Source organism: Paenibacillus sp. FSL R7-0297 (assembly GCF_038009025.1).
GTDB lineage: Bacteria > Bacillota > Bacilli > Paenibacillales > Paenibacillaceae > Paenibacillus_AQ.
The window spans coordinates 345,590-371,568 of the sequence record NZ_JBBPAQ010000001.1; the positions used below are offsets into that span (position 1 = coordinate 345,590).

Annotated in this window: 20 protein-coding genes; 5 read left to right on the plus strand and 15 right to left on the minus strand. The window is 53.6% G+C overall.

Annotated features, from left to right (window positions below; translation table 11 throughout):
* Positions 1 to 103: 103 nt before the first annotated feature.
* Together MKZ24_RS01405 and bcp are read right to left on the minus strand one after the other, a co-directional pair.
* Positions 104 to 4,390, minus strand: a complete 4,287-nt coding sequence (locus MKZ24_RS01405) for a 2-hydroxyacyl-CoA dehydratase (RefSeq protein WP_052416818.1) — start codon at positions 4,388 to 4,390, stop codon at positions 104 to 106.
* Positions 4,391 to 4,510: 120 nt separating this feature from the next.
* Entirely contained in the window at positions 4,511 to 4,972 is a 462-nt protein-coding gene (gene bcp / locus MKZ24_RS01410; protein ID WP_042232388.1) for a thioredoxin-dependent thiol peroxidase, read from the minus strand.
* A gap of 102 nt (positions 4,973 to 5,074) precedes the next feature.
* Here bcp and MKZ24_RS01415 point away from each other — a divergent pair, with 102 nt between their 5' ends.
* Together MKZ24_RS01415 and MKZ24_RS01420 are read left to right on the plus strand one after the other, a co-directional pair.
* Positions 5,075 to 6,133 (plus strand): LCP family protein, encoded by a 1,059-nt coding sequence (locus tag MKZ24_RS01415; RefSeq protein WP_042232387.1) that lies wholly within the window; start codon positions 5,075 to 5,077, stop codon positions 6,131 to 6,133.
* A 105-nt stretch (positions 6,134 to 6,238) separates the two neighbouring features.
* Positions 6,239 to 7,555 (plus strand): glutamate-1-semialdehyde 2,1-aminomutase, encoded by a 1,317-nt coding sequence (locus MKZ24_RS01420; RefSeq protein WP_340781078.1) that lies wholly within the window; start codon positions 6,239 to 6,241, stop codon positions 7,553 to 7,555.
* Positions 7,556 to 7,704: 149 nt separating this feature from the next.
* On the opposite strand, the gene MKZ24_RS01425 is transcribed toward MKZ24_RS01420, so the two are convergent.
* The 10 genes from MKZ24_RS01425 to MKZ24_RS01470 all read right to left on the minus strand — a co-directional run bounded on the left by MKZ24_RS01425 (position 7,705) and on the right by MKZ24_RS01470 (position 15,547).
* Positions 7,705 to 8,325, minus strand: a complete 621-nt coding sequence (locus tag MKZ24_RS01425; RefSeq protein ID WP_340781079.1) for a hypothetical protein — start codon at positions 8,323 to 8,325, stop codon at positions 7,705 to 7,707.
* 33 nt (positions 8,326 to 8,358) lie between these two features.
* Positions 8,359 to 8,610 carry a hypothetical protein gene (locus tag MKZ24_RS01430; protein ID WP_340781080.1) on the minus strand — a complete coding sequence of 84 codons (252 nt, stop codon included), beginning with the start codon at positions 8,608 to 8,610 and terminating at the stop codon, positions 8,359 to 8,361.
* The gene (gene def / locus MKZ24_RS01435) at positions 8,610 to 9,209 is read right to left on the minus strand and encodes a peptide deformylase (RefSeq protein WP_042241448.1); all 600 of its coding nucleotides are present in this window, start codon (positions 9,207 to 9,209) and stop codon (positions 8,610 to 8,612) included. Before def ends, MKZ24_RS01430 begins: the two co-directional genes overlap by 1 nt.
* 72 nt (positions 9,210 to 9,281) lie before the next feature.
* Positions 9,282 to 10,574, minus strand: a complete 1,293-nt coding sequence (locus tag MKZ24_RS01440) for a stalk domain-containing protein (protein ID WP_042232377.1) — start codon at positions 10,572 to 10,574, stop codon at positions 9,282 to 9,284.
* Positions 10,575 to 10,680: 106 nt separating this feature from the next.
* A complete protein-coding gene (locus MKZ24_RS01445) occupies positions 10,681 to 10,971 on the minus strand; it encodes a hypothetical protein (protein WP_042232376.1) in 291 nt (96 codons plus the stop codon).
* A gap of 15 nt (positions 10,972 to 10,986) precedes the next feature.
* Entirely contained in the window at positions 10,987 to 11,874 is an 888-nt protein-coding gene (locus MKZ24_RS01450; RefSeq protein ID WP_340781082.1) for an inositol monophosphatase family protein, read from the minus strand.
* A 165-nt stretch (positions 11,875 to 12,039) separates the two neighbouring features.
* Positions 12,040 to 13,047 (minus strand): UV DNA damage repair endonuclease UvsE, encoded by a 1,008-nt coding sequence (uvsE, locus tag MKZ24_RS01455; RefSeq protein WP_340781083.1) that lies wholly within the window; start codon positions 13,045 to 13,047, stop codon positions 12,040 to 12,042.
* Complete coding sequence (locus MKZ24_RS01460; protein ID WP_042232370.1) at positions 13,044 to 13,361, minus strand: hypothetical protein; 318 nt, start codon at positions 13,359 to 13,361, stop codon at positions 13,044 to 13,046. The genes uvsE and MKZ24_RS01460 overlap by 4 nt, the downstream gene beginning before the upstream one ends.
* Before the next feature lie 46 nt (positions 13,362 to 13,407).
* Entirely contained in the window at positions 13,408 to 14,499 is a 1,092-nt protein-coding gene (locus MKZ24_RS01465) for a D-alanine--D-alanine ligase (protein WP_042232367.1), read from the minus strand.
* Positions 14,500 to 14,518: 19 nt separating this feature from the next.
* Entirely contained in the window at positions 14,519 to 15,547 is a 1,029-nt protein-coding gene (locus MKZ24_RS01470; RefSeq protein WP_340781084.1) for an amidase domain-containing protein, read from the minus strand.
* Positions 15,548 to 15,991: 444 nt separating this feature from the next.
* On the opposite strand from MKZ24_RS01470, the gene acnA reads away from it, so the two are divergent.
* On the plus strand, positions 15,992 to 18,736 hold the full coding sequence (gene acnA, locus MKZ24_RS01475) for an aconitate hydratase AcnA (protein ID WP_340781086.1): 2,745 nt from the start codon (positions 15,992 to 15,994) through the stop codon (positions 18,734 to 18,736).
* 117 nt (positions 18,737 to 18,853) lie between these two features.
* Here the strand turns inward: acnA and MKZ24_RS01480 are convergent, their stop codons facing one another.
* The 3 genes from MKZ24_RS01480 to MKZ24_RS01490 all read right to left on the minus strand — a co-directional run bounded on the left by MKZ24_RS01480 (position 18,854) and on the right by MKZ24_RS01490 (position 23,198).
* Positions 18,854 to 19,867 (minus strand): ABC transporter substrate-binding protein, encoded by a 1,014-nt coding sequence (locus tag MKZ24_RS01480; protein ID WP_340781087.1) that lies wholly within the window; start codon positions 19,865 to 19,867, stop codon positions 18,854 to 18,856.
* 197 nt (positions 19,868 to 20,064) lie between these two features.
* Positions 20,065 to 22,281, minus strand: a complete 2,217-nt coding sequence (locus tag MKZ24_RS01485) for a helix-turn-helix transcriptional regulator (protein WP_052415944.1) — start codon at positions 22,279 to 22,281, stop codon at positions 20,065 to 20,067.
* A gap of 167 nt (positions 22,282 to 22,448) precedes the next feature.
* Positions 22,449 to 23,198, minus strand: a complete 750-nt coding sequence (locus MKZ24_RS01490; RefSeq protein WP_042232357.1) for an IclR family transcriptional regulator — start codon at positions 23,196 to 23,198, stop codon at positions 22,449 to 22,451.
* A gap of 348 nt (positions 23,199 to 23,546) precedes the next feature.
* Here MKZ24_RS01490 and MKZ24_RS01495 point away from each other — a divergent pair, with 348 nt between their 5' ends.
* Positions 23,547 to 24,542 carry an alpha/beta hydrolase gene (locus MKZ24_RS01495; RefSeq protein ID WP_042241442.1) on the plus strand — a complete coding sequence of 332 codons (996 nt, stop codon included), beginning with the start codon at positions 23,547 to 23,549 and terminating at the stop codon, positions 24,540 to 24,542.
* Between the two features lie 203 nt (positions 24,543 to 24,745).
* Positions 24,746 to 25,927 (plus strand): Fe-Mn family superoxide dismutase, encoded by a 1,182-nt coding sequence (locus MKZ24_RS01500; RefSeq protein WP_340781092.1) that lies wholly within the window; start codon positions 24,746 to 24,748, stop codon positions 25,925 to 25,927.
* Positions 25,928 to 25,979 lie beyond the last annotated feature (52 nt).

Below are 25,979 nucleotides of genomic sequence, written 5' to 3' on the forward strand. Positions count from 1 at the left end.
TACGTGATCTTCGCCACAGAAAGCGGATGAATCGCAAAAGAGCGGGCCGGAGGTTAATCCGGTCCGCTCTTTGGCATATGCAGGGTTGTCACCATAACTGAGCTTATACCCCGCAGCCCACAGTGCCAGTTAAAGTAGGCTGCAGCCGTGCGACTTCCTCTGCTGACGGTTGTTTACCGCTCTCTAGCCCGCTGGCAATTGACATCATCAGCTTGATCCGGTTAGCCTGATTCACGACGCTGACCCCGGCATCATAGTCGATAGCAACGATATTCGCGCCCGGATACAGCTCCTTCAGACCTTTAATCATGCCCCGGCCGGTAATATGATTCGGCAGGCAGGCAAATGGCTGAATACAGGCGATATTGTTCACGCCATTATCCAGCAGATCCATCATCTCCGCTGTCAGGAACCAGCCTTCGCCCATCTGGTTGCCTACAGAGACCAGGCGGCCTGCTTTCTCGGCCAGCCCATAAATATTCTCCCGGCCTTTGGCCAGTCCGGCTTGCTCCAGTGCCACTTTGACCGGCTTGCGGTAAATCTCCAGATACGAGATCAGCATGGGATTAATATATCCCAGCCGTTTGCTTTTGCCGAATTGCTCGGCTTTGTAGATCGGATTATAGACACAATAGAAAATGAAGTCCAGGAAATCCGGCATTACAGCCTCTCCGCCTTCTGCCTCAATCATCTCGATAATGTGGTTATTGGCATCGGGATGGAACTTGATCAGTATTTCACCGACAATGCCCACCTTCGGCTTCACTGCCGGGTTGACCGCGAGCCGGGAGAACTCAGCAACGATCTCACGGCACAGCCGCTTGTACTCACGGAACGAGAAGTTTGAGAGGCTTTTCTTGCAGCGCTCCATTCCTCTGCGGAATAAGGCTCCGGCGCTTCCCGGAACGGTCTCATACGGTCTGAAGCGGTGCAGGAGACGCATCATCAGATCACCGTAGCAGGCCGCAGCAATCAGGCGGTTCGCCAGCTTCAGGCTGATCCGGAAGCCCGGCTGATTCTCCATTCCGGATGCATTCAGCGAAATGACCGGAATCTGCCCCAGATTCGAATCCTTCAGTGCCTTGCGCAGCAGGGAGATATAATTGGTCGCCCGGCAGCCGCCGCCGGTCTGTGACATGATCACGGCAGTCCGGTCCGGATCGTATTCCCCGCTCTTCAGCGCAGACAGCATCTGCCCAATGGTTACAATCGCCGGATAACAGGCATCGTTGTTCACGTACCTTAGGCCTTCCTCGGTCTCCTGCGGTCCGGTTGATTCCAGAATTTTCAGACGATAACCTGCATCCTGGAACACCCGTTCAAACAACTCGAAATGGATCGGTGACATCTGCGGAGCCAGAATGGTATAGGTTTCCTTCATTTCCTTCGTGAACGGCATATTTGCCTGCGTCTTGTATAGCAGCTGAGGCTGCACATCCCCCTTCTCCCGCTCACGCATAGCTGCCTGCAAGGAACGAAGACGTATACGCGCTGCCCCCAGATTGCTGATCTCATCAATCTTAATCAGCGTATAGACCTTGTTGTGACGTTCCATAATCTCCTGAACGGCATCGCAGGTGATCGCATCAATACCGCAGCCAAAAGAAGTCAGCTGGACAAGCTCCAGATCGTTTCTTCCCGCAGCCAGCCGGGCCGCACGGTACATCCGCGCATGGTAGGTCCATTGGTTGACTACGCCTACGTCTCCTTCACTGTGGTCCAGATGGCAGACCGAATCCTCGGTCAGCACAGCAAGACCCATGCCGGTGATCATATCGGCTATGCCGTGATTGATCTCCGGATCAGCATGGTAGGGATGACCGCAGAGCAGAATCCCCTTCGTCCCCGTCTCCGTGAGGAAGACCAGCGTTTCTTCACCCTTCGTACGCACATCATTCTTCGCCCGATCAGCTTCAGCAAGTCCCGCCTGTACAGCTGCAGCGATCTCCTCCTTGGGAACATCGGCAAAGGTCTTCACCAGCACCCGCGTCAGCGCCGGAATATCATCAAAGGTCAGAAATGGACTGACAAGAGGAACCCCCTGCTCCTTCAGACCATCCATATTGTTGCGGATAACCTCCGGATAGGAGGCAACTACCGGGCAATTGAAATGATTCTGGGCCGCTTCATCTTCCTTCTTCTCAAAGACTACCGCAGGATAGAAGATGAAATCAACGCCTTTCCCAATCAGACTCTGGACATGTCCGTGAGCCATCTTCGCCGGATAACAGATCGATTCCGAAGGGATGGTATCCATCCCGCTCTCATACAGCTTCTTGCTGGATTTCGGAGACAGTACGGTCCGGTAGCGCAGAGAGGTGAAGAAGGTATGCCAGAACGGATAATTCTCGAACATATTCATCGTCCGCGGAATTCCAACCGTGCCCCGTACCGCCGCTTCTTCAGGCAATCCCTCATAATCGAAGAATCGTTCATATTTATACTGCATCAGATTCGGCAGCGTATTCTTCTCTTTCTTGCCGCCTGCCCCGCGCTCGCAGCGGTTCCCGGTCACGTGAAAGCTCTTGTCCGGGAAGCGGCTGATTGTGAGCGCGCAGTTATTGGCGCAGCGGCTGCAGCGGCCGGGAGAGACTGAGTATTGGAATGTCTCCAGCTCTTCGGGTCCCAGAATAGTGCTAATCCCTTCTGGGCGAGCCTGTTCTTTGGCAATCAGCGCACAGCCGTAGGCGCCCATAACGCCGGCAATATCAGGTCTGACCACGGTTCTCCCGGTCAGCTGCTCGAAGGCCCGCAGTACAGCTTCATTGTAGAAAGTACCGCCCTGAACAATGATGTTGCGGCCCAAATCCTCCGGATTGCGGATTTTGATTACCTTTTGCAGGGCATTCTTGATAACTGAATAGGCAAGTCCGGCCGAGAGATCCGCCAGGGACGCGCCTTCCTTCTGTACCTGCTTCACCTTGGAATTCATGAACACTGTGCAGCGGGAACCGAGGTTCACCGGCTTGACGGATTGGAGCGCCGATTGGGCGAACTCCTCAATGCCGAGCTCCAGCGCAGAAGCGAAGCTCTCCAGGAAGGAGCCGCAGCCTGCCGAGCAGGCTTCATTAAGCATCAGGCTGTCGATAGCGCCGCCGCGGATCTTGATGCATTTCATATCCTGGCCGCCGATATCGAGGATAAAGTCTACTTCCGGCATGAATTTGGAGGCCGCTTTATAATGCGCTACCGTCTCCACTTCGCCGCCGTCTGTCCGCAGCGCGGCCTTGACCAATCCCTCGCCGTAACCGGTAGCATAAGCTCCGGCGATGTAGCAGCTCTCCGGAAGAATCCGGTAGATTGCCTTCAGCGCATCCGTGACAGACTGCAGCGGGTTGCCTTTATTGCTTCCGTACGAGGTGTATAGAATCTCATCCGCCGAGCCGGTAACCACCAGCTTTGTCGTTGTAGAGCCGGCATCAATGCCGAGATAAACAGGTCCGCGATAGGCGGACAGCTCCGAACGCGGTGCCGTCGCTTGGCCGTGGCGGAGTCTGAACTGCGCCAGATCATCCGGAGTCTCAAACAGCGGTGCCAGCTCAGCATCCTCCGCACGGTCCAGCGAGAAGTCCACGGAAGCAATCCGCGAGATCCAGCCGGATAGCGGCAGGAATAGGGGGTCAGACTGCGCAAGCGCCGAACCGATCGCTACAAAATATTGTGAATGCTCCGGGAACAGTATATCGCCTTCCTTAAGTCCCAGCGTATCCGCAAAACGGTCGCGGAGTGCAGACAAGAACGTCAGCGGTCCGCCCAGAAAAGCCACACGGCCGCGGATCGGCCGGCCGCAGGCAAGTCCGCTGATCGTCTGGTTCACAATGCTCTGGAAGATGGAGGCTGCCACATCCTCGCGGCGTGCTCCTTCATTAAGCAGCGGCTGCACATCACTCTTGGCAAATACCCCGCAGCGTGAAGCGATTGGATAGATCCGCTCATGCTTCACTGCAAGCTCATTGAGCCCGCCGGGATCTGTCTGCAGCAGCGAGGCCATCTGATCGATAAAGGCTCCGGTACCGCCTGCGCAGGCGGTATTCATCCGCTGCTCTATGCCGCCGCTTAGATAGATAATCTTGGCATCTTCACCGCCAAGCTCAATCGCTGTATCGCACTGCGGAATCCGTTCGCTGATCGCCTTGGTACAGGCAATGACCTCCTGGACAAAAGGAATCTCCCCCAGTTTAGATAGTGATAAACCGGAGGAGCCGCTTACAGTGAGTGCCGCTTCGCTATCCGGGAACCGGTCCTGTACATCGGACAGGAGCGATAGCGCTGCTTTTTTTATATCGCTGAAATGACGCACATAATCTTGATAAATAATTGTATCCCGCTGCATAACAACCAATTTGGCCGTAGTTGATCCGACGTCAAGCCCAATACGCAGTATTTTCATGCCATCCCCCATGCCTTGCTCCAAATTTGAAGTAATATGAGGCAACTATATCATGAGAGAGGCTGACCAAAGCTGTTAAAAAAGTAACAGACAAATACAATTAACTCCCAGCATACTTAATTATTTCACGATTTGTTCTAATGCTGCCTCCACATGGCCCTTGACCCGGACTTTTCTCCATTCCGCACGCAGAATTCCTTCTTCGTCAATCAGGAAGGTGGAGCGCACAATGCCCATAAATTCTTTGCCGTAGAGCTTCTTCAGCTGCCATACTCCGAATAATTCGCTGACCTTATGCTCCTCATCGGAGAGCAGCGGAAATGGCAAACCGTTCTTCGCGATAAATTTGCCGTGTGAGGCGAGATTATCGGAGCTGATTCCCAGCAGGACCGCTCCATGGGCTGTAACCCTGTCATGGGCATCACGGAAGTCGCAGGCTTCCTGCGTGCAGGCGGGTGTCATATTCTTGGGATAGAAGTAGAGCAGGACTTTCCTGCCGCGATACTGGCTTAAGCTAATTTCCTGCCCTGTGGAAGCGGGGAGCTTGAAGTCCGGGACCGCTTGTCCAAGCTTGATATTCATTTAATGTTCACTCCTTATGGATATGGCTGATGATTCGGAAATTGCGTGTATTCCCAAAAGAAATTATAATGTAGAGAATGTGAACCGGAAAGGAAGAACGAAATGCCGCCAAGAAAGAACCGGCACGCAAAAGCCGGCAAATCAAAAAAGAAGACGTTGCTCTGGACTCTGGCAATCATACTCCTTCTAATTATCGGAGGTCTGGTTTATTATTTCACCGCGATCTACAACCAGCTGGACAACCTGCACAAGACAGGTGAAGATTCTCCGTTTGTCAATGTGCCAACAGCCTCGGCGGAAACTGTTCAGCCCCCTGAATGGGAAGGTACAGAGCCTGTGAACATCCTGCTTATGGGTGTCGATGCGCGCGGGGTGAAGAAAGGCGAGGTTCCACGTTCGGATACCATGCTGGTTGCCTCACTAGACCCGGTCAAGAAAAAATTCTATGTGTTCTCTATTCTTCGCGATACTTATATCCCTATCCCTGACCACGGGACACAGCGGATCAATGCTGCAATTACCTATGGACCCAATACGGCGATGCAGACGGTAAGCGACCTGCTCGGCATCCCGATTCAATATTATGTGTATACCGATTTCCAGGGCTTCATGAAGCTTGTAGATGCCGTTGGCGGTGTCGACTATGAGGTTGAGAAAGACATGCACTATACTTCCAAAGCGGACGGGCCGGAGTTCGATATCGATCTCAAAAAAGGCTTCCAGCACCTGGATGGCAATATGGCGCTGCAGTACGTGCGCTTCCGCCATGACGCCACTTCCGATTTCACCCGGACGGAACGCCAGCGCGGATTCCTCAAGGCCGTGGCGGACAAGGTGATCAGTACCACTTCTATTATTAAGCTGCCCACGATTCTGTCAGAGGTTACGCCTTATATTGATACCAACCTTACGTTAAGTGATATGTGGAAGCTGGGTAGCGTTGGCTATGACAGCTCCATGGGAGGCAGTGCGCAAATCCCGCCGATGGAGCTGATCCGAGAGAAAACCACCAAGGATGGCTCCCAGGTCATCGGCTTCACCAGTGATGAAGATCTGCAGCAGTTCGTGCAGGATACAGTCACTGCGCCGGATCCTACTCCGACTCCTGAAGCAGAGGCTTCCCCGGGCAGCAGCCCTTCCGCTACACCTGGATCTAACTAGAATACAATATAACCATGCTTGGCACACAGGGGCGGGCGGACAGCGGGATACACCGCCTGTTCGCCCGTTCCCTTGCGCCTCCGACATACGAAAGGATGTTATTCCATGAACCGCAGCACATCAGAACATTTATACCAGGAAGCTCTGCAGCATATCGTTGGAGGCGTCAACAGCCCCTCCCGTTCCTTCAAGGCCGTAGGCGGTGGTGCCCCCGTATTCATGAAACGCGCAAGAGGCGCCCGCTTCTGGGACGAGGACGGCAATGAATATATTGATTATCTGGCCGCCTATGGCCCGATCATTACCGGACATGCCCACCCGCATATCACCGCTGCCATTACAGAGGCTGCACAGAACGGACTGCTCTATGGCACGCCGACCCAGCTTGAAATCAGGCTGGCCAAAATGCTGAAGGAAGCTATCCCCTCCATGGACAAGGTACGCTTCGTCAACTCCGGTACAGAAGCCGTCATGACAACGATCCGAGTAGCCCGCGCCTACACGAAGCGCAGCAAGATTATCAAGTTCGCAGGCTGCTACCACGGCCACTCTGATCTTGTGCTTGTAGCAGCTGGATCAGGACCTTCTACGCTTGGCATCCCTGACAGTGCAGGCGTTCCGGCCAGCATCGCCCAGGAAGTCATCACTGTACCCTTCAATGATCTGGACGGGCTACGCGAGGCGCTTGAGCAGTGGGGTGAAGATGTGGCTGCCGTTATGGTCGAGCCGATTGTCGGTAACTTCGGCATGGTCATGCCGCATCCTGGTTTCCTCGAAGGCCTGTGCAAGCTGACGCATGAGAACGGCTCGCTTGTCATTTACGATGAGGTCATCACCGCTTTCCGTTTCCATTACGGCTCCACCCAGACTTATGCAGGTCTTGAGGGCCATGAGGATATCATTCCCGATCTGACCGCACTGGGCAAAATCATCGGCGGCGGGCTGCCTATCGGCGCTTACGGCGGACGTAAGCATGTCATGGAGCAGGTCGCTCCGCTGGGTCCGGCATATCAGGCCGGAACGATGGCTGGTAACCCAGCCTCGATCTCGGCTGGGATTGCCTGCCTTGAGGTGCTGAGTGCCGAGGGTGTCTATAATGAGATGGAACGGCTCGCTATCCGCCTGACCGAAGGGCTGCAGGAATCTGCCGGACGGCACGGTATTCCATTGACCATCAACCGGATACGCGGTGCATTCTCTACGCATTTCTGTAGCCATCCGATTACCAATTATGATGAAGCGCAGGATACCGACGGTGAAATGTTCGCCAGCTTCTTCCGCCATATGCTGAACCGCGGCATTAATCTGGCGCCTTCCAAATATGAAGCGTGGTTCCTGACCACTGCCCATACGGACGCCGACATCGATATTACGCTGGAGGCAGCAGAGGCCTCGTTCTCGGCTATGGCGGCGGAGCAATAATCCGTACGGGCGGCAAGAATTCAAAACCGCGGCTTGTGCGCAGCCTAACGGAAGTATACACCACGCTTGCATAAGCCGCAGTAATGCCAAACACCCCACTGCCTTCATTACGCAGCGGGGTGTTTTTGCCTATATCATGTCCGGTCCATTCAAGTGAAATCGATCTGCTTATCCAGTGTGACTTCCTTGTAGCGTGGGCGGGCAAGTCCTCCGAAGGCAGGCACCAGAGAGAATTCGATGTCATCCAGCTTCTCCGGAAGCGGAGGCGAGACCATGAAATGCAGCTGAACCTGTGCACCGCCGCCCCGGCCGCCATGAATGTTCACCTCGTATTCTGTTTTGCCCCGAATCACAAGCGTAAGCAGAGCTTCAATGCTGATGCGTTCTGCAGTTTCCTTCAGACACTTGATCTCGACCGAAAGAATACTCAGGTTCTCATATTGCATGGAATGAGTGAGCGCATATTCGAAATCCCCATCCCGTGTTGTCTTCATGATCGGAAGCACTCCGCGCAATTCACCCGGCTCTTCCCAAAAGTGGCGTCTGGGCACAGATTCATTCAAGCTGCCCAGTACAAGCGATATTTCCGAAAGCTCCAGCCCCAGTTCATCGGACCATTGCTGTATCATCTCCGGATCCGGAAACAGCTGTTTCCCTTCCGCGACCGACTTCCTCTGTTGTACTAATCTTAGAATCTGCTCATCAATCTTCTTCGCTTCATCGTTGTATACATGCTGCAACCCTCTTATGGCCATTCTGTTCCACTCCAAACCGCTTCACTCCCGATTTCAGGGTTGAAATGATCAGCTCCCGCCGCTCTTGCGCTGTCCATACATGAACAGCGCAGCAACCGCGAGCGGGGTCACCAGCCTTACAGCGAGCGGCATACTGCCTCCCGCAATAGCGACAACCACATAACTTACAACGATGGCCGCTTCCGCCATGATGTGCTTGTGGAATGTACCTTTTCTAATCCTGTAGACAAAAACCAGCGCAATGACTAGTGCCAATCCTGTATATAGAAGGGTTAGCGGCAATCCTTGAATATCCATCATTACCCCTTGCTCTTCTGTTCATACAGGCTGCGGATTTCCACATCCTGCGGAAGCTTAAACGGATTCTGCTGATTAATCCGGTCATAGAACATGATCCCGTCCAGATGATCCATCTCATGCTGAATCACGATCGCCTGATAACCCTTGAATTTCTGGGTAATCACCTGACCGTTCAGATCAAACCCCCGAACCTTCACGGTCTCATACCGTGGCACAAAGCCGTGTACAGGCCGGTCCACGGACAGGCAGCCTTCGCTCTCCGGTAAATATACCATCGCCAGAGAATGGCTGATGATCTTGGGATTCACCCAGGTATACTCTACATTTTTGCCGTTATCGTCCTTCAGGCACATCACGAACATCCGCTTCTTCAGCCCCACCTGATTGGCGGATAAGCCTACCCCTGAACGGAGCTTATGCTTGGCAGACATCTCGGCATCCTGGCTGTTCTTCAGAAACTGCATCATACACTTCAGCGCTTCGCGGTCTTCCTCCTGCAGCGGCAGCTGTACGGGTTCTGCTACCGCACGGAGTACGGGATCCCCTTCACGCACGATATCATCCATCGTGATTATATATTCGGCATTATATTTTGTAATAGACAACTGCGTTCATCCACCTTTGCCTTACGGGCCTGATTTTATTATGCAATATTGATATATTATGCTGGATTAAGGATTAATGAAAGCTGTCCGCAGCTTGCTGCTGTAATTCACATCGAAGCCAAGTCCGGTAGCGAGTGCGGCGAGCGGCAGGTACGTTTTATCCTCTTTGCCGACCTTTTGCAGGAAAGCCGGGGTATCAATCGCCACATCCGTTCCGTTCACCTTAATCGTCTTCGAGCCAATCGTAATCACCACGGTTCTTCCGCCGTAAATAATCGTCGCGCTGGAGGTTTTGTTATCCCATTTACCGGTTGCGCCTACCGCATTCAGAATGTCCTTCAGCGCCAGGAAATTCTGTCCATTCTTCAGAATGGGCTTATTGGGCGTATTAAGTGTGGTTCCCTTCACTACAATTGACATCGGTGCGGCGGCTGAAATCATCACTGCAGCTGCCGGAGTAAGGTATCCTCCCCACTGCAGCTCTGCGAACACTGTGGCAATCCGTTCATAGCCCAGCTGCGTCGGATGGAAGTCCGCCGCTCCAGCCCCGATAATGTGGGTGAGCGATCCCTCTACACCCGCAAACTTTGCGGCAACATGGGCTACCTTTACGGGCGCTCCTGCCTGGTTCAAGGTAGCTGCGATATTCTCAGCCGCTACTGTGAACTGTGCAGCTGCACTCATCAGCTTGTCATATGAAGCGCCCAGGGCAATTCTTGGAGCAGGCTGATATTGATCGGCCAGCAGAATCGTTGCCAGGGGATTCACGGCCCGGATGTTATCCAGCGCCGATTTCACATTGCTGCTGTACGCCGCGAGGCGCTCCGCAAGCTGGGCGGTGAAGTCAGCCTCCGTAAGCGTCTTAACATTCAGAAACAGACTGCTGACATCATTGCCGCCTATAGTAATCGTAATCAAATCCGCTGCAGCAAGCTCCGTTCTAATCTGCGGCGTCATAGCGGCAAACTGGGCAATCCGCGGATCAGGCAACCCCGGCTGAATACTCTCAGGAGTAGTTGCCGTACCCTCTTTGATGGCAGCGGTATACTGAAGCAATCCTGATGTCTTCAGGCCTAATATACCGTAATTGCTTAGCGTGCTTCTGCCGTGATACCAGCCTTGCTCCAGTAATCTCTCGGCGTATCCGTACGGCTTCACATTGGGATCGGTCATACCCGGCTCATACCCGGCAGTAATAGAATCTCCAAGTGCCACGATGCGAAAGACATCCTGCTCCGAGCCCTGCGTAACGGCTGCTGCAGCGGCACCGGCAGGGCCTGCATGCACATTAATCAATACGGCGAACAGCAGCAGCCCGCTAGTTCCGGCTGATATGAATCTTCTCCATGTCTTCAGCATCGTATTCCCCCTACATTAGTATAATTCCATTCTAACACCCAGCCACGCTACGCAAAAGAGCGGTTTCCCGATAAATCGGAAAACCGCTCCTGAGGTCCGCTGCGGCTTACTGCTCTCCGCTGCCGGATTCTGTAGAATTCTTATGGCCGCCCGCGCTAGACGGGTCGCTGATTTGATCAGAACGCTGCACATATTTATCATACCGGCTGTCCAATTCGTAAGCGATTTTGCGGTATCGGCGCGTTTCTTCGACTATAGGATCGAGCGTAGTCTGTATCCGGATCTCATACTTGGGCGAAATCTGGCGTATTTCCTTGGCCTGCCTGTCGTCTTGCTCCATCTCGCCATCCTGCAGAAGCTCACTCAGTCTGCGCTCCAGATCATCATTGTCACTCATGGCAATGCCGCCTCCTTACTGCTTCCTGAATCCCGTGGCGTCAGCTGCTTGCAGGGAGTTCACCAGATAATCATGTATCCGTCCATTGCTCGCCACTACATGGCGTGTACTGATATCGTAGGGATTGCCCTGGGTATCAGTGACTTTCCCGCCGGATTCCAGTACCAGCAGCACACCTGCCGCACAGTCCCACGGACTCAGGCCCACTTCCCAGTAGCCGTCCACCCGGCCTGCCGCAACATATGCCAGGTGCAGCGCTGCCGAACCGCCGGCGCGAACGCCGCGCACCTGAGGCAGAATTTGCTGCAGTCCAGCCATATTGGCAGGCTGGGCGAATACCCGGTCCGGCGGGAAGCCCATGGCAATCAGGCTGCTTCCAGGCTCCGCCTCCGCTGACACGGCGGTAGGAATCCCGTGCATATACGCACCTTTGCCCTTCTCGGCTACGAACATTTCGTCACGGATCGGGTCATAAATGACTCCCACTGTCAGCTCTCCCTTGACGACGAGGGCAATAGATACACAATAGAAAGGAAATCCGTGTACGAAATTGGTAGTGCCGTCAATGGGATCAACGATCCACAAATACTCATGCTCCCGCGCTTCATCCAGGGCAGCAGTCAGCGCGTCCGCTCCCGGCTGAACGCCTTCCTCCCCAAGGATGGCATGGTCGGGATAATGGGTCAGGATCAGCCGGCGGATCATTTGCTCCACACCTTTATCGACCTCCGTAACCAGATCCTGGGCGGATGTCTTGCTGCCCAGCTCCTTCACCTGGCCTTGTCTGCTCTTGATCCATTCCCCCGCTTTGGCTGCAGCATTAATTGCCGCCGCCGTATGTCCCTTGCTTGTAACTACATAGGGTTCCCGTTCATTTCGGTTATCAGGACTTACAGGACTCATCTCTTCACTCCGCTTTCTTTGAGCATGATCGTTCTCCCATGGAACGCTGTTACGCGCAGGACGTCAAATTGCTGCTCAACTTTCATTCAACGTACCCTATTTCAGCCCACTTATCAAGTCAATATTGGCACCGTAATAAGGCCTAATCCCCTTGTTTGTTGGCTGTTATGCTTGTATATTCACGCTGGCTCCGTTTAGTACCGTAATTCCGTTCCCGCCCTGTGCAAGCTCCTTCATGGCCTCCATCAGACCAAACAAGGCTCCGTCCTTGAGCTTCGCTTCGATCATGACATCCACTGCCGGAGTACCTTCGGCGATTCGCTTCAGAAAAGCAAATATCGGAGCCGGCTCCACGCCGTCGGCATGGCTCCGCGGATCGGACGGGCTGCGCGGGCTGGAGACATGAATCTTCGGAGGCAGTACTTCCCCGGGCAGGACATCCTTCAGGGCAAGACTGCTTGTCCATGTCTTCTGGATCTCCGGCCACAGCTCCCAGGGGAGCTCGCCTTCGTTGTTGACCCATTGATGATGGATATCGAGCACCATCGGCAGCCCCAGGCTGCGGCTAACTTCCAGTGTCTCCACCGCATTGAACGTCTTGTCGTCATTCTCCAGCGTCATCCGTTCCCGGAGTGCAAGCGGCAGCGCGGAGCATTGCTCACAGAAACGCGCCGCAGACAGAGGCTTGTCCCCATAAGCACCGCCTATGTGAATATTGCTCTTGGCGGTTGCCGGTAACCCCATGGCCTCAAGCATATCGGTATGATGCTGCAGGTCGCGGATCGAGCTTGCGAGGACCTCTGGACGCGGAGTACTAAGGACCGTGAAATGGTCCGGATGAAAGCTGACCCGCATGCCGTGCTTCTTCACATAAGTGCCCACCTCAGCGAACTCCTCCGCCAGTGCTGACAGCGGATGCCAATCCGCCAGATCAGGATGGGTAGCCAGCGGAATCAGCTTGGAGGTCAGGCGGTAGACCCTAATATCCGAGCCTGCATTATGCTTCAGCAGGCGGAGTGTATTATGCAGATTAATCCGTGCGATTGATTCCAGCTTACGCAGTCCGGCTTCCCGGTCGCCCAGCTTGTTAAAGCTTGCCATAGTCATTGTCTTAGAGGGTGAGCAGTCCGGGATGACGGTAGACATGGCGACATAGCCGAAGCGGACAATCATCCTTCTTCTCCAAAGAACATTTCGTAGGCAAGTGCCGTCTGTACACGCGACTCTTCCTCATTCAGCTTGCGTACCAGATCCATCTCCACAGCTGTAACCTCATTGCCCTGGAAGTTAATTTCAGCTATGGAAGCCGATATCTTGACGATCGCTACAGCAACATTCTCCGGGTTGTAGGCGATGACCTTCTGACCGGTCGGGTATACACGGAAGCCCTGCTTCACCATTTTGGTTCGTCCGTACTCCAGCAGCTCATATAGCTCCTGTTCATTCTTGAATTTGCACACTGAATTGAATTCTGATAGAAACCCCATGCTTCTCTCTCCTTCCCGGCCGGAATGCTCCCGCCGATCACCTATGTTATTCGTTATCGTACTTAAGCCCTTGTCTGAACTGGTACCGCTCCAGCGCGAGCCCGATCATCCGGTCCAGCAGCGCCTGATAGGATACGCCGGTCTCACGCCACAGCAGAGGATACATGCTGAACGGGGTGAAGCCGGGCATTGTATTCACTTCATTAATGAGAATTTTGCCGTCAGACTTCCGCAGGAAGAAATCGGCCCGGGTAATCCCGCTGCCCTCAATGGCCTTGAAAGCCAGCAATGCCGATTCGCGCAGGCGGTCTGCCACCTCGGGATCGACAGGTGCCGGGATCAGCATCTGCGATTTACCGTCTGTGTATTTGGCGGCATAATCATAATATTCGCCGGAAGAGACGATTTCACCCGGAACTGAGGCTTCTGGCTCTTCATTGCCAAGTACGGCAACTTCTACCTCACGGGCATCGATGAATTCCTCGATGATGACCTTGGTATCATAACGGAACGCGTAATCAACAGCCTTGATCAGACTTTCTTTGTCGGCTGCTTTGGAGATGCCTACACTGGAGCCAAGGTTGGCCGGTTTCACGAATACCGGATACCCCAGCTTATCCTCTACACCAACGATCAGCTCATGGCTTTTGCTGTTCCAGTTCGCAGCATTGAAATAACAATATTCACATTGATCAAGCCCTGCCTCGCCGAACAGCTTCTTCATGACAACCTTATCCATACCCGCCGATGAAGCCAGCACGCCTGCGCCAATGTACGGAATATTCGCCATTTCGAACAGCCCCTGGATGGTGCCGTCTTCCCCGTTCGTGCCATGCAGCAGCGGGAACATCACATCCACAATGGAATCTCCGCCGCTTAGTCCGCTGAACAACGCATTCAGGGCCATCCCCATATCACCGGAAGCTCCGGACAGCTTAAGCTCTTCAATTCCGCTGAATGGAGCCTCCAGGGCTGCTCCTACCTTCCACACTCCCTGTTTGGAAATGTAGAACGGAATAATTTCATATTTATCGTAGTCAAAAGCGTTCATAACCGCATAAGCCGTCTGGAGCGATACCTCATGCTCTCCGGATTTGCCGCCGTACACCAGTCCTACGGTCAATTTAACGTTCCCCATGCCCTAACCTCTTTCTGAATTATAAGTAGTCATTAATATGAAAAAAACGGTAGGCCGTGCGGTCCGTCCAGGCGTAGGAATCCTTGTAATCCCAGAAGCGGTGGCGGCTGCTGACCGTCCGGGCGTTCACCAGCGGCATGCCTCCCGCATCAAAGGCGGTAACAATCGTGCTGTGCTGGTAATGTCCGTTGCCGTCCCAGTCGTATTGGATCACATCGCCTAACATCAGCTGCTCCGGCTGCTCGACAACTTCAGCGCGCAGACCACTGCTCCGGCTGCCGCTCAAATAACGCTGCAGGCTGTCTGAAACCGCCCAGCTGAAGCTCCACCATTCCTGTGCCCCATTGTAGCCCTTGTACCACCAGCCCGTTTCTCTTTTACCAGTATAGTTGATAGATGCTCCCCCTGCAAAGAGACATTGGGAGACATAATTCGTGCAGTCCACCTCGAAAATCTCGAACTCCGGATTGCCGTCCTTCCACCAGCGGTCGGCATACGCCGCCGCCTCTTCGCGGCGGTAACGCACCTCTCTTGCGCTGCTTACTCCGCGCAGGACCCTGCGGTTCAGCAGCGGCTGGGATGGCCGCGGTGCAGGCAGCACCTCCCCCCACTGCGACAGCCGCAAGGCAGGCTCAGTCTCCACCACTTTGCGCACAGCATTCCGCTCGGGAACACTTCGCTCCGCGTTGATTATCTCCCAGTCTCCATCTTTCCGCACAAAGGTCAGCCGCTCGGACTCAATCACATCCTCGCGGTGCGTCATTCCGCCCTTCTCATAATAGAATGCGCTGTGCAACGCCACATCGGCGACCACCTCGGCGGGATTCTGCCGCACGGTACGCAGTGTCCTGACGCCTGTTTCCCCGCGCAGCGGAGTGATTCCCCGCATGCTGTACCACTGCGCAATACGGCGGAAGCGTGTACGCTGTTCGTCCAGGAACCGCGGATCCTTGATTGTGGTTTGGCGCGGTTCAATTCCAGGTGCAACCCGCCCCTTGTTCAGCTGATCCACATAGACATAGAGACTTTTCTTCCACTGCTGCTCCATTCATTCTCCGCCCTTTCGTTCAAATATAAGAATTTATAGGCTCCGGCACTATAAATAATCCTTCTATTTCACGCTGAAACTGTGCCGTCCTTTTTAAGGGCGGCATAGCCGTTTCCCTTTGCCGTGTTGGCTGCTGTCCTATGTAGTCCTATATATATGAAGGATTGCCTGCCGCTATACAGGACGGGAACGATTTAACTACAATTGAATCCGGGAAACCATCCGCTCCAGGCATGGCTGGAAATAGGCGGAAACGGCTTTGCAGCATGAAGCATATAAATTTTCTGAATGAACGGCTTTTTCGCTTAATTTAGCGCAGTTTCACCCTCTACAAACCTTCCATGAAGAAGGAAAAAAAACTTTACTCCCCTCTTTGCAACCGTTATACTTAAAATATAGGAATATGAAATGTAGTTTCACCAGATGAAACGAGGAGGCGCATATATGCCAAGCAAGGACCATTTCTCACTGGCTAAGAACCTGGAATCAGGCGGCAAAACTTATCGCTACTATCATTTGAACTCGCTGGAAGAACAAGGCGTGGGCGACATTTCATCCCTGCCATTCTCCATTAAGGTATTACTTGAAGCTGCTGTCCGCCAGTATGACGGACGGGCAATTACAGAAGAGCATGTGAAGCAGCTGGCCGGCTGGTCCGGCGGCATTGACCGAAATAAAGAAATCCCTTTCATCCCGGCCCGGATTGTATTGCAGGACTTCACCGGCGTACCGGTAGTCGTTGATCTTGCCGCAATGCGCGACACCGTCAAGAAAGCCGGCGGCGACCCTAAGAAGATTAATCCGCTTGTGCCGGTTGACCTGGTTATTGACCACTCGGTTATGGTCGATGCCTTCGGAACTGCCGACGCACTGGAATATAATATGAACGTTGAATTCGAGCGCAACGAGGAACGTTACCGCTTCCTGCGCTGGGCGCAGACTGCCTTTAACAACTTCCGCGCAGTTCCCCCGGCAACCGGGATTGTGCATCAGGTTAACCTGGAGTATCTGGCTTCTGTAGCCACTACCAAAACTATTGACGGCGAAACGGTCGTATACCCGGATTCCCTAGTTGGAACGGACTCCCACACCACAATGATCAACGGTCTTGGCGTGGTCGGCTGGGGTGTAGGCGGGATTGAAGCGGAAGCAGGCATGCTCGGCCAGCCGCTCTATTTCGTGACACCGGATGTCGTGGGCTTCAAGCTGACCGGCAGTCTGATGGAAGGCGCCACCGCTACCGACCTGGCCCTGACCGTTACCCAAATGCTGCGCAAGAAAGGCGTAGTCGGCAAATTTGTCGAATTCTACGGTCCTGGTCTGGCTAATATCAGTCTGGCGGACCGCGCGACCGTAGCCAATATGGCACCTGAATATGGAGCAACCATCGGCTTCTTCCCGGTAGACGACGAGACGCTGGCCTATCTGCGCAGCACCGGACGCCCGGATGAGCTGGTTGAGCTGGTAGGCGATTACTACAAAGCGCAGGGGATGTTCCGCACCGCAAGTACGCCGGACCCTCAGTTCAGCGATATCATCGAACTGGATCTTGCCTCTGTAGTGCCCAGCCTGGCCGGACCGAAACGTCCGCAGGACCGGGTCGAGCTAACCCATATGAAAGAAACCTTTGAAGGCATCATCCGCACACCTGTTGACAAGGGCGGCTATGGCCTCAGTGATGAGAAGATTGCCGAAGTCGTGGAAATACAGCACAAGAACGGCAGCACCAGCAAGCTCAGCACAGGAGCCGTTGTCATTGCCGCCATTACCAGCTGTACGAATACCTCCAACCCAAGCGTTATGCTTGGAGCAGGACTGCTCGCCAAGAAGGCTGTCGAACGCGGATTGACCAAACCAGGTTATGTCAAAAGCAGCCTGACGCCCGGATCGCTGGTCGTTACGGAATATCTGCAAAAGGCCAATTTGCTGAAGCCGCTGGAAGCGCTGGGCTTCTATCTGGCCGGATACGGATGCGCCACCTGTATCGGCAACTCCGGTCCGCTGCCGGATGAAGTCAGCCAGGCCATTACAGAACATGATATGACCGTTGCCGCTGTTATATCCGGCAACCGTAATTTCGAGGGCCGCGTACATGCCCAGGTCAAAGCCAACTATTTGGCTTCACCGCCGCTTGTGGTAGCCTATGCGCTCGCTGGTACCGTTAATATTGACCTGAAGACCGAGCCGCTGGGTTACGATCCGCAGGGCGAGCCTGTCTTCCTGGCCGATATCTGGCCTACTACTGCCGAGATCCGTGAAGCTGTAGCACTCTCGCTCAGTCCGGAAATGTTCCGCAGCAAATATGAGAATGTCTTCACGGCCAATGAGCGCTGGAATTCCATTCCGGTACCGGAAGGCGAATTGTATGAATGGGACGATAATTCCACTTATATTCAGAATCCGCCATTCTTCGAGCATCTGGCAGACGGTATCGGCGACATCAAGGATATCCGCAGCTCGCGTGTTCTGGCGCTGCTGGCTGATTCCGTCACTACCGACCATATCTCACCAGCCGGGAATATCTCCACCTCCGGTCCGGCCGGAGAATATCTGCGTAATCATGGCGTAGAACGTGCGGACTTCAACTCCTACGGCTCGCGCCGCGGGAACCATGAAGTGATGATGCGCGGTACCTTCGCCAACATCCGGATCCGCAACGCCGTTGCTCCGGGAACCGAAGGCGGGGTAACCACCTTCCTGCCGAGCGACGAAGTGATGTCAATCTATGACGCATCCATGCTGTACCAGTCCGCCGGCCAGAACCTGATCGTCATTGCCGGCAAGGAATACGGCACCGGCAGCTCGCGTGACTGGGCCGCCAAGGGCACGTTGCTGCTGGGAGTCAAGGCCGTCATCGCCGAGAGCTTCGAGCGGATTCACCGCAGCAATCTCGTCGGCATGGGCGTACTGCCGCTGCAGTTCCAGGAAGGCCATGGCTGGAGCAGCATGGGCCTGACCGGACGTGAGACCTTCGACATTACCGGTCTCGACAACTATGTACTACCCGGTCAGGAGCTGACCGTCACCGCCACACGCGAAGACGGAACCCAGTTCGACTTCCCGGTCATTGCCCGGCTCGACAGCACTGTTGACATCGACTACTACCGTAACGGCGGTATCCTGCAGACGGTGCTCCGCCAGATGCTGGCTGATGCCACAGCTTCGGAAACGGCTCTGCCGGTAGAATAACCTTATACACACAAGCTTAAATATTACAAAAGCTGCGCTGGTATCAGATATTGATCTGACACCGGCGCAGCTTTTTATATGCAGATTTGCAGATAGCTTCCTTATTTCAATAATGGATTATTTCACGGACAGTAGGCTTGTTGTGATGAAATCCAACTGCTTCTCCAGTGAGATCGGGTCATTGTAAGTATCTGCATCAGGATTGAGCTGGAAGACGTTTCCTGCTTTAACTGCTGGCAAGCCTGCCCAGATCGGATTATCATATACAATCTTAGGATCTGTTGTATCCCCTGACCATGGACAAGTGAAGATAATATCACCGGCGAAGTCCGGAAGCTTCTCCAGAGAGATGGAGGCCCAGCCTGTCCCGCTGTCAATCGCCTCTTTCTGCGCTTCTGCAGGTGCCTTCAAACCAAATTCCCCGTATAGAATTTCGCCGCCCCGTCCATAATTATGTCCAAATACATACAGACCCTTGGCATACGGGTTCAGGATAGATACGGTTTTGTTGCCCACAGCGGCCTGCACCTGCGGCTTCAAATCAGCAATCCGGGCCTCCCACTGTGTGATCCAGGCCTTCGCTTCATCATTCTTATTCACAAGCTTGCCGTAGTCCAACATCTGATCCTTAAAATTCTTTGCGCCATACTGAATCTGCACTACAGGTGCAATCTCCTTCAGCTTATCGATGCCTTCCGTGCCGGTGTACACAATTATCAGGTCAGGGTCCAAGGACAGGATATTCTCCGGGGTGACATCATCACCAAGTGGTTCTGCACCCTCAAGCATTTCTGCAAGATACGGACTAGCCTTGGCCCCTTCCATAACCCCTACCGGCTTTACGCCAAGCGCCAGGAGATATCCTGTGTAGAACGCGGTAGTATCAACGATTCGCTGCGGATTCTTGGGTACTTGAACTTCTCCTGCACTGTCTTGGAAAGTGACCATTTCTACATCAGCGGTTGAATCTGCAGTGCGGGCTGTTGCAGCAGGAGTCGCCGTAGAAGACGTCTCAGGAGAAGCAGCGGAGTGGTTTGCAGAGTTATTAGCGGACTGGCCACAAGCTGCCAGCAGCAGAGCCAGGGCTAAGGTGAGGATGATGAGTACCAGACTTTTATTAGAATGTCGCAAAATGATCCCCCTATGTATGTGATATTGATAATCATTATCAATTATAATATAGCACAGCGTTTTCTCTCTGACAACTTCATTTTATTAAATTTTAAATAGTCCACCTGCCTTCCTGCAGCATATGAATGCAAAAATCCCCTTTCAGCCGAAAGGGGATGGATATCCATATGGAGCAAAGCAGTTAAACCGGCTAATGATCAGATCTCGATGCGCTCAGAGTCGAGTATTCTTTTATAGACCAGAGCAATGATCTGTGAACGGTCCGTTACATTCATTTTGGTGAAAATACGGCTTAGATGATTCTTAACGGTATGCTCGCTGATAAATAAGGCACTGGCAATTTCCTTATTCGTCTTGCCCAGAATAATCAATTCAAGCACTTCCTCTTCACGCGGCGAGATTCCCCATTCTTCCTTAGGTGTCTTCAGTGCAGCGTTGTTCAGCAGCTTGACCGCCGATACCTTTCTCCTCATTGGTTGAGCATCCGAGCGGCTGCGCAGAAACGATTGAAGGGCTGATTGCGGCTCACTGTCAATCTCCCCGACAATGTACTCATCCAGACTGTAGCGGGAGGGCTCCAGCCATTCCAGCTCCGGTTCCGCAAGCTTATCCCTATCCGCATGTTTGGCGGTATGATGAAGCACAAGTGCCAGCAGCTGTGCGGGCAAAGAAACCGACGGCTTATCCATCTTGAAATAGAAGGATGCCAATTGATCCACCTGCTTCAGCAGAGCTATCTCTTCCTGATAGAAGCCGTATCCCTGCAGAAATTCAAGTTTGAACGGAGCCAGCAGACAGGCGTTTCTCATCCGTTCCGCTTCCCGTTCCGGCAGACCGGTGTAGCGGGCAAGCTCATGCGCCATTGAAGAGGCATCCAGCGACATACTCTCCAGCTCAGGATTGGTGCTCCCCAGATAATCCCGGGTATGCTGGAGGAATACCCCCGCCTGCTTCACAAGCCTGCTATCCTTCTCGATGAGCCGGATTGCCGTGCTGGCCAGACTGGCTAGACAGCTCGCGAATGTCAGCCATTCCTCTGCTTCACTGCGGCGTCTGAAGCCTACCGCCAGAATTCCTTTGAATACCTTCTCGGCAATCAGCGGACATTCCAGCAGCACCTGCTCCTCGGCATCCTCGTTAATAATAGCGGAGGAGAGAAAGGCTTGCGGCGAATACCGGTCCCCAATCTCCTGGACATACTGGGCAGCAGCCTCCGGGCTCCAGCCCTTGGCATGATGGCTGCTTCCTGCTGCCTCCTCAAAGTAGACGAGTACAGATGAAGGATAGAACGGCATCCCCATAATGATCTCGAGCAGTTGAATACCCAGCTCCTGTGATGATGTGGTCTGCGGCAGCAGGCACGCGGCCTCTTTAAGTCTCAGTGTAGCATCATTACGCAGGGTTTCGCGCTGCCTGAGCTTCTCCCCGCGTGAGGATAGCCCAAGCAGAGAAGCAACCATCTGGTCCTGCTGGGCGTGGTCCTGCAACTGGCGGATTTCACCAAAGCCCACAGCCAGCAGCAGCGCTTTTTTGCCGCTGTGAATCTGAACCGGATAACATGACAAATACTCCGGCTGCGTAATTCCGCGCTGGGTGAAGAATAACGATCTCGGATCTTTGGCAACGCCCTGCCAGTGCCGGGGCTCCCTGCCGAGAACAGCTTGTCCCAGAAACCCGTCCCCCTGCTGGAACTCGGCATTCATCAACAGATTCGCTTCTTTGCCGGCGGAATATTTCACCTTATACCTGCCTGCCTCTTCCTCTTTGGCAAAAGCATATAAATCGGCATCCGAGAGCCTTCCTGCCATTTGCTGCAAAACATCCTCAATCTTCAGAAAGTCTGTTTCCAGATTGGAGAGCAGCTGTGAAACCACCATGCCGCTTCTCTGCGCCAGGGGTTTGAGCACACAGCCCGCCAGTAATTTAGACATTATGTTTCCAAGAACGGCCAGTTTGCCCCTGATCTTACCGATATGCTCCCGGCTAAGCTCAGGCATGGCAAGCAGTTCAGTCCGTAACTCCTCATAGTGGGGGTGAATCCTCATTTTGGCCTCAAACGCCTGCAGTACAAGCTCCCGGGTCCCTTCTTCCATGTATAGGCCCGACCACAAATAATAAGTCTGTCCATACTCGGGAACCAGCGGACTGACCACATACTTTAGCCCGGGAACCCATTCTTCCAATACAGCAGGATGCGATAAGGGACCCAGTCTGAGCAAAGCCGGCTCGAAAGGGCGCTGCGTCTCCTGCAAAGAACTGAACATTTTCTGATAGAATATTCCGTAAAGCGTTGGACGGGTTATTACATTCCCTGCCTGATCCGTAAGCACAATAGCCTGACTCGTGACAGAACCGAACGTATCCTGGAGCTCTTGAATTTCTCCCATCAGTGAATCGGGTATTACAGCTTTCATCCCATCACCTCATGCTCTGGATTACATTTCATAACTTTTAATAATTGTAACTAATATTTTTTAATAATAGTTCATTTTAACTAGATACACAATGGAACTGGCAGGCCTGGTTAGCCTCTATTTACTATAATTACCCCCTTGCCCGGCATTTAACGGGAAGCGCCGTTTCAGCCCATCATCAGACCCATTTCAGCTGCAGCCTCACCCAGTATCACTGCATAATCCTCCAGCGTCTCCCGCGAAAGCCGGCTGACCGGACCGGACAGGGAGAGTGCTGCAACCACTCCCCCGGCACGCCCGGTAATAGGCACCGCCACTGCAGCCGCACCCGGCTCGCGTTCCTCGAAGCTGGTGGCATACCCGCTGCGGGTGATTTCCTTGAGCTGCTCCAGATATAGGCTCCGGTCTACAGCTTCAGGCCAGGCCGGGTCGGCCAGCAGCCGGACCTGCACTTCCGGAGGCGCGTAAGCGGCCAGCACCTTGCTCGATGCGCCTACAGAGAGGGGCAGCCTTGCGCCGATCTGTGCCACCCGGCGGATTGCCTGCCGGCTCTGCACAGCCTGGATACGCACGCGCTCCAGATTGTCGCGCAAATAGAGGCTGACCGTCTCTCCCAGACGGTCACGCAGCCGTTCCATCGCCGGCAGCAGCAGTACCGCTGGTTCATTCAGCGTCGGCAAATGCGTTGACAGCTCCCAGATGCGAATCCCCAGCCGGTATTTCTCCGTGCCCTCATCACGCTGCAGGAAGCCCTTCTCTTCAAGCGTAGTCAGCAAGCGGTGTACCGTACTTTTATGCAGGCCAATCTTGGCGGAAATCTCCGTCAGACTGAGGTCATAATCATTATCCTGAGTGAAGCACAGCAATATATCCAGCGCACGTTCTACGGCGCGTACAGTCAGTTTCCGGTCTTCCACCCTGATCTCCCCCTCACGTGTTTCACCTCTTGAAACCCGGTTACATTATTCTTCAGATCCATTCTATCTTAGTGCAAAAGTCCGAAAAAAGTCCAGCATATTCACTGTACGGTAAAGAATGGGCCGCAGTTTACAGTTACATTACAAAACCGCTCAATTCATTGACTTTGTAAGGGCATAACCATACGATTAAATATATGAAGTATTTATGCTATTCAAACTTAAGCTTATGCTTCCCAAGCAGTTACACTGCAAAGTAGTCTCATAGGAAGCGGATGTTCCACAAAACTTTTAGGAGGGGACCTTATGGATCTTGTAACAAGTCACCCCGGCTCGCCGGTCTCCCGTATGCCTAACGAGGATAAGCCTAATTCCATACCTATTATTTCACTGCGGATGATACGCGTTAAGCATATTGTCGTAGCTCTGCTGTTATCTGTGTTCTTCTTCTTATTATTCTGCTTCATCGCCCTGCACGGCTATATAGCTTGGGTGCTCTCGAATCCTACTGTAGCCCCCCTCTACTCTAACCCTTATCTTGCCAAAGGGCTGGCGTATGAGGAGATCACCTTTCCGGCAAAGGACGGCAGCCGTATCATGCAGGGCTGGTATATTCCTTCAGAGGGAGCCAAGAAGACCATTGTCTTCAGCCATGGCTACGGTGCTAACCGCGAGGAAAGCTGGGTTCCCATGTACGACCTGGCCCATTATGCGCACAGCCTGAAATTTAATGTGGTCATGTTTGATTACGGCTTTGCTTCCAAGATCAATAAGGATATCGCTACCGGCGGCAAAAAAGAATCCCAGCAGCTCCTTGGGGCGATTGAATATGCCAAGGACAAGGGGGCAAACGAAATTGTAGTCTGGGGCTTCTCCATGGGCGCTGGTACCGCGCTGCAGGCGGGTCTCGTAACCAAAGACGTGGATGCAATGATTCTGGACAGCACCTTCCTGCTGGAGCCGGATACACTCTATCACAATATCAAGCAGAATATAGATCTTCCCCGCCAGCCTTCACTGGAGATTATGGAGCTGTTGTTCCCGGTATTGAACGGTACAGGGCTGAATCAGATTCCCTATTCCAAGGTGAAATCCGAGGACTATCCGTTCCCGGTACTCTTCATGCACGGTACTATGGACGAGAAGGCCCCTTATCCGATTGCCGAAGAACTGGCCGCGAACCAGACCAACCCTTACTCCGACTCATGGATTGTGGAGGACAGTCATCATGAGCTGCTGTTCCGTGAGCATCCGCGCGAGTACCTGCGCCGTGTCTCAGCATTTCTCGGAAATGTCCAGCTGGCCCGCATCAGCGGGGACAACGGAAGTCAGGCCAGCAAGTAACCACAAGTAGAAACAGAAACGTTCTATACCTATATTGGATTGAATAAGCATGCGCAGCTGTATTTCCTTATACATGCTGTGCATGCTTTTTTGGGGTTTGCTCACCATTGTGCCTTAGGCCGCAACGAATACCGTTACATAAGCGCACTCTCCCGGTCATATAATGAAGCGTTGAAAATTCAGGACGGGGAGGACTGCATGCTATGCAATATGTATCCGGTGCGCCGCTGCCAGTGCACATTCTAGGGGAAATCGCTTTCTGGAAAAAACAAGAGAAGGAACATGCCGAGGTTCTTATCCAGCTTACTCCAAACCTGGAGGAGCCTTATGTCAAGCTGCTCCAGGAATGGACAGTTGTCTTCCTGGCTACGGAGCAGGCGGCGTGTCACCTGCTCCGTAGCCCACAGGCTCCGGCCTACGGCGGTCCGGGAAGCCTTACCGCCGAAACAGAGCTGCTGCTTCATACAGCCTGCAGCCAATCCAGTGAGTTCATCCGCCAGCTGAAGGCTATGGTCGAGGCTAGCCAGGCCATGAGTGTCTCCCCTCTGGCCGGTGTTGTAGTGAAACATTTTATCTGCGAATCGGAGTATTTCCTTGCCGTGCTTACGGCGCTCACCGCCCCGGGATATGGCGCCGGCGCCGGGATGATGCGGCAGAGCCCTCTAGAGCAGGATGAACCGGCTGCTGTGCCTGCGGTGTCCCTAAGTGAAGATCCTCCCCAGGAAACGGCTCCTCTGTGGGAAGCCCGGGAATTAGGGCCGGTCCCGATCGGCGGGCACACACTGCCCCCGCTCCCTTATGCTTATAATGCGCTGGAGCCGTACATTGACGAGAAGACGATGATTATTCATCACGACAAGCACCACCAGAGCTATGTAGACGGACTCAATAAAGCAGAGATTAAATTGGCGGAAGCCCGGAAGAACAACGATTATGATCTCGTTAAACACTGGGAGCGGGAGCTTGCCTTTAATGGGGCGGGCCATTATCTGCACACGATCTTCTGGAACGTCATGTCCCCGCAGGGCGGAGGCCGGCCATCCGGAGCACTGCTGGATGCCATTATACGCAGCTTCGGAAGCTACGATGCCTTCAAGGCCCAGTTCACTGAAGCGGCCAATAAAGTGGAGGGCGGCGGATGGGCTATCCTGGTCTGGAGCCCGCGCAGCCGCAGGCTGGAGATTCTGACTGCTGAGAAGCATCAGAATCTGTCCCAATGGGATGTTGTTCCGCTACTGGCGCTGGATGTATGGGAGCATGCCTATTATCTCAAGCATCAGAACAAGCGCGCGGATTATATCCAGGACTGGTGGAAAGTCGTGAATTGGCCTTACGTAGCCGAGCGGTACAGCGCCGCCCGTAAGCTGGTATGGCAGCCTTTTTGAGGTCTTTCCCCAAAAAAGCCCGGCGGCCACTCGAAAGTGGCCGCCGGGCTTT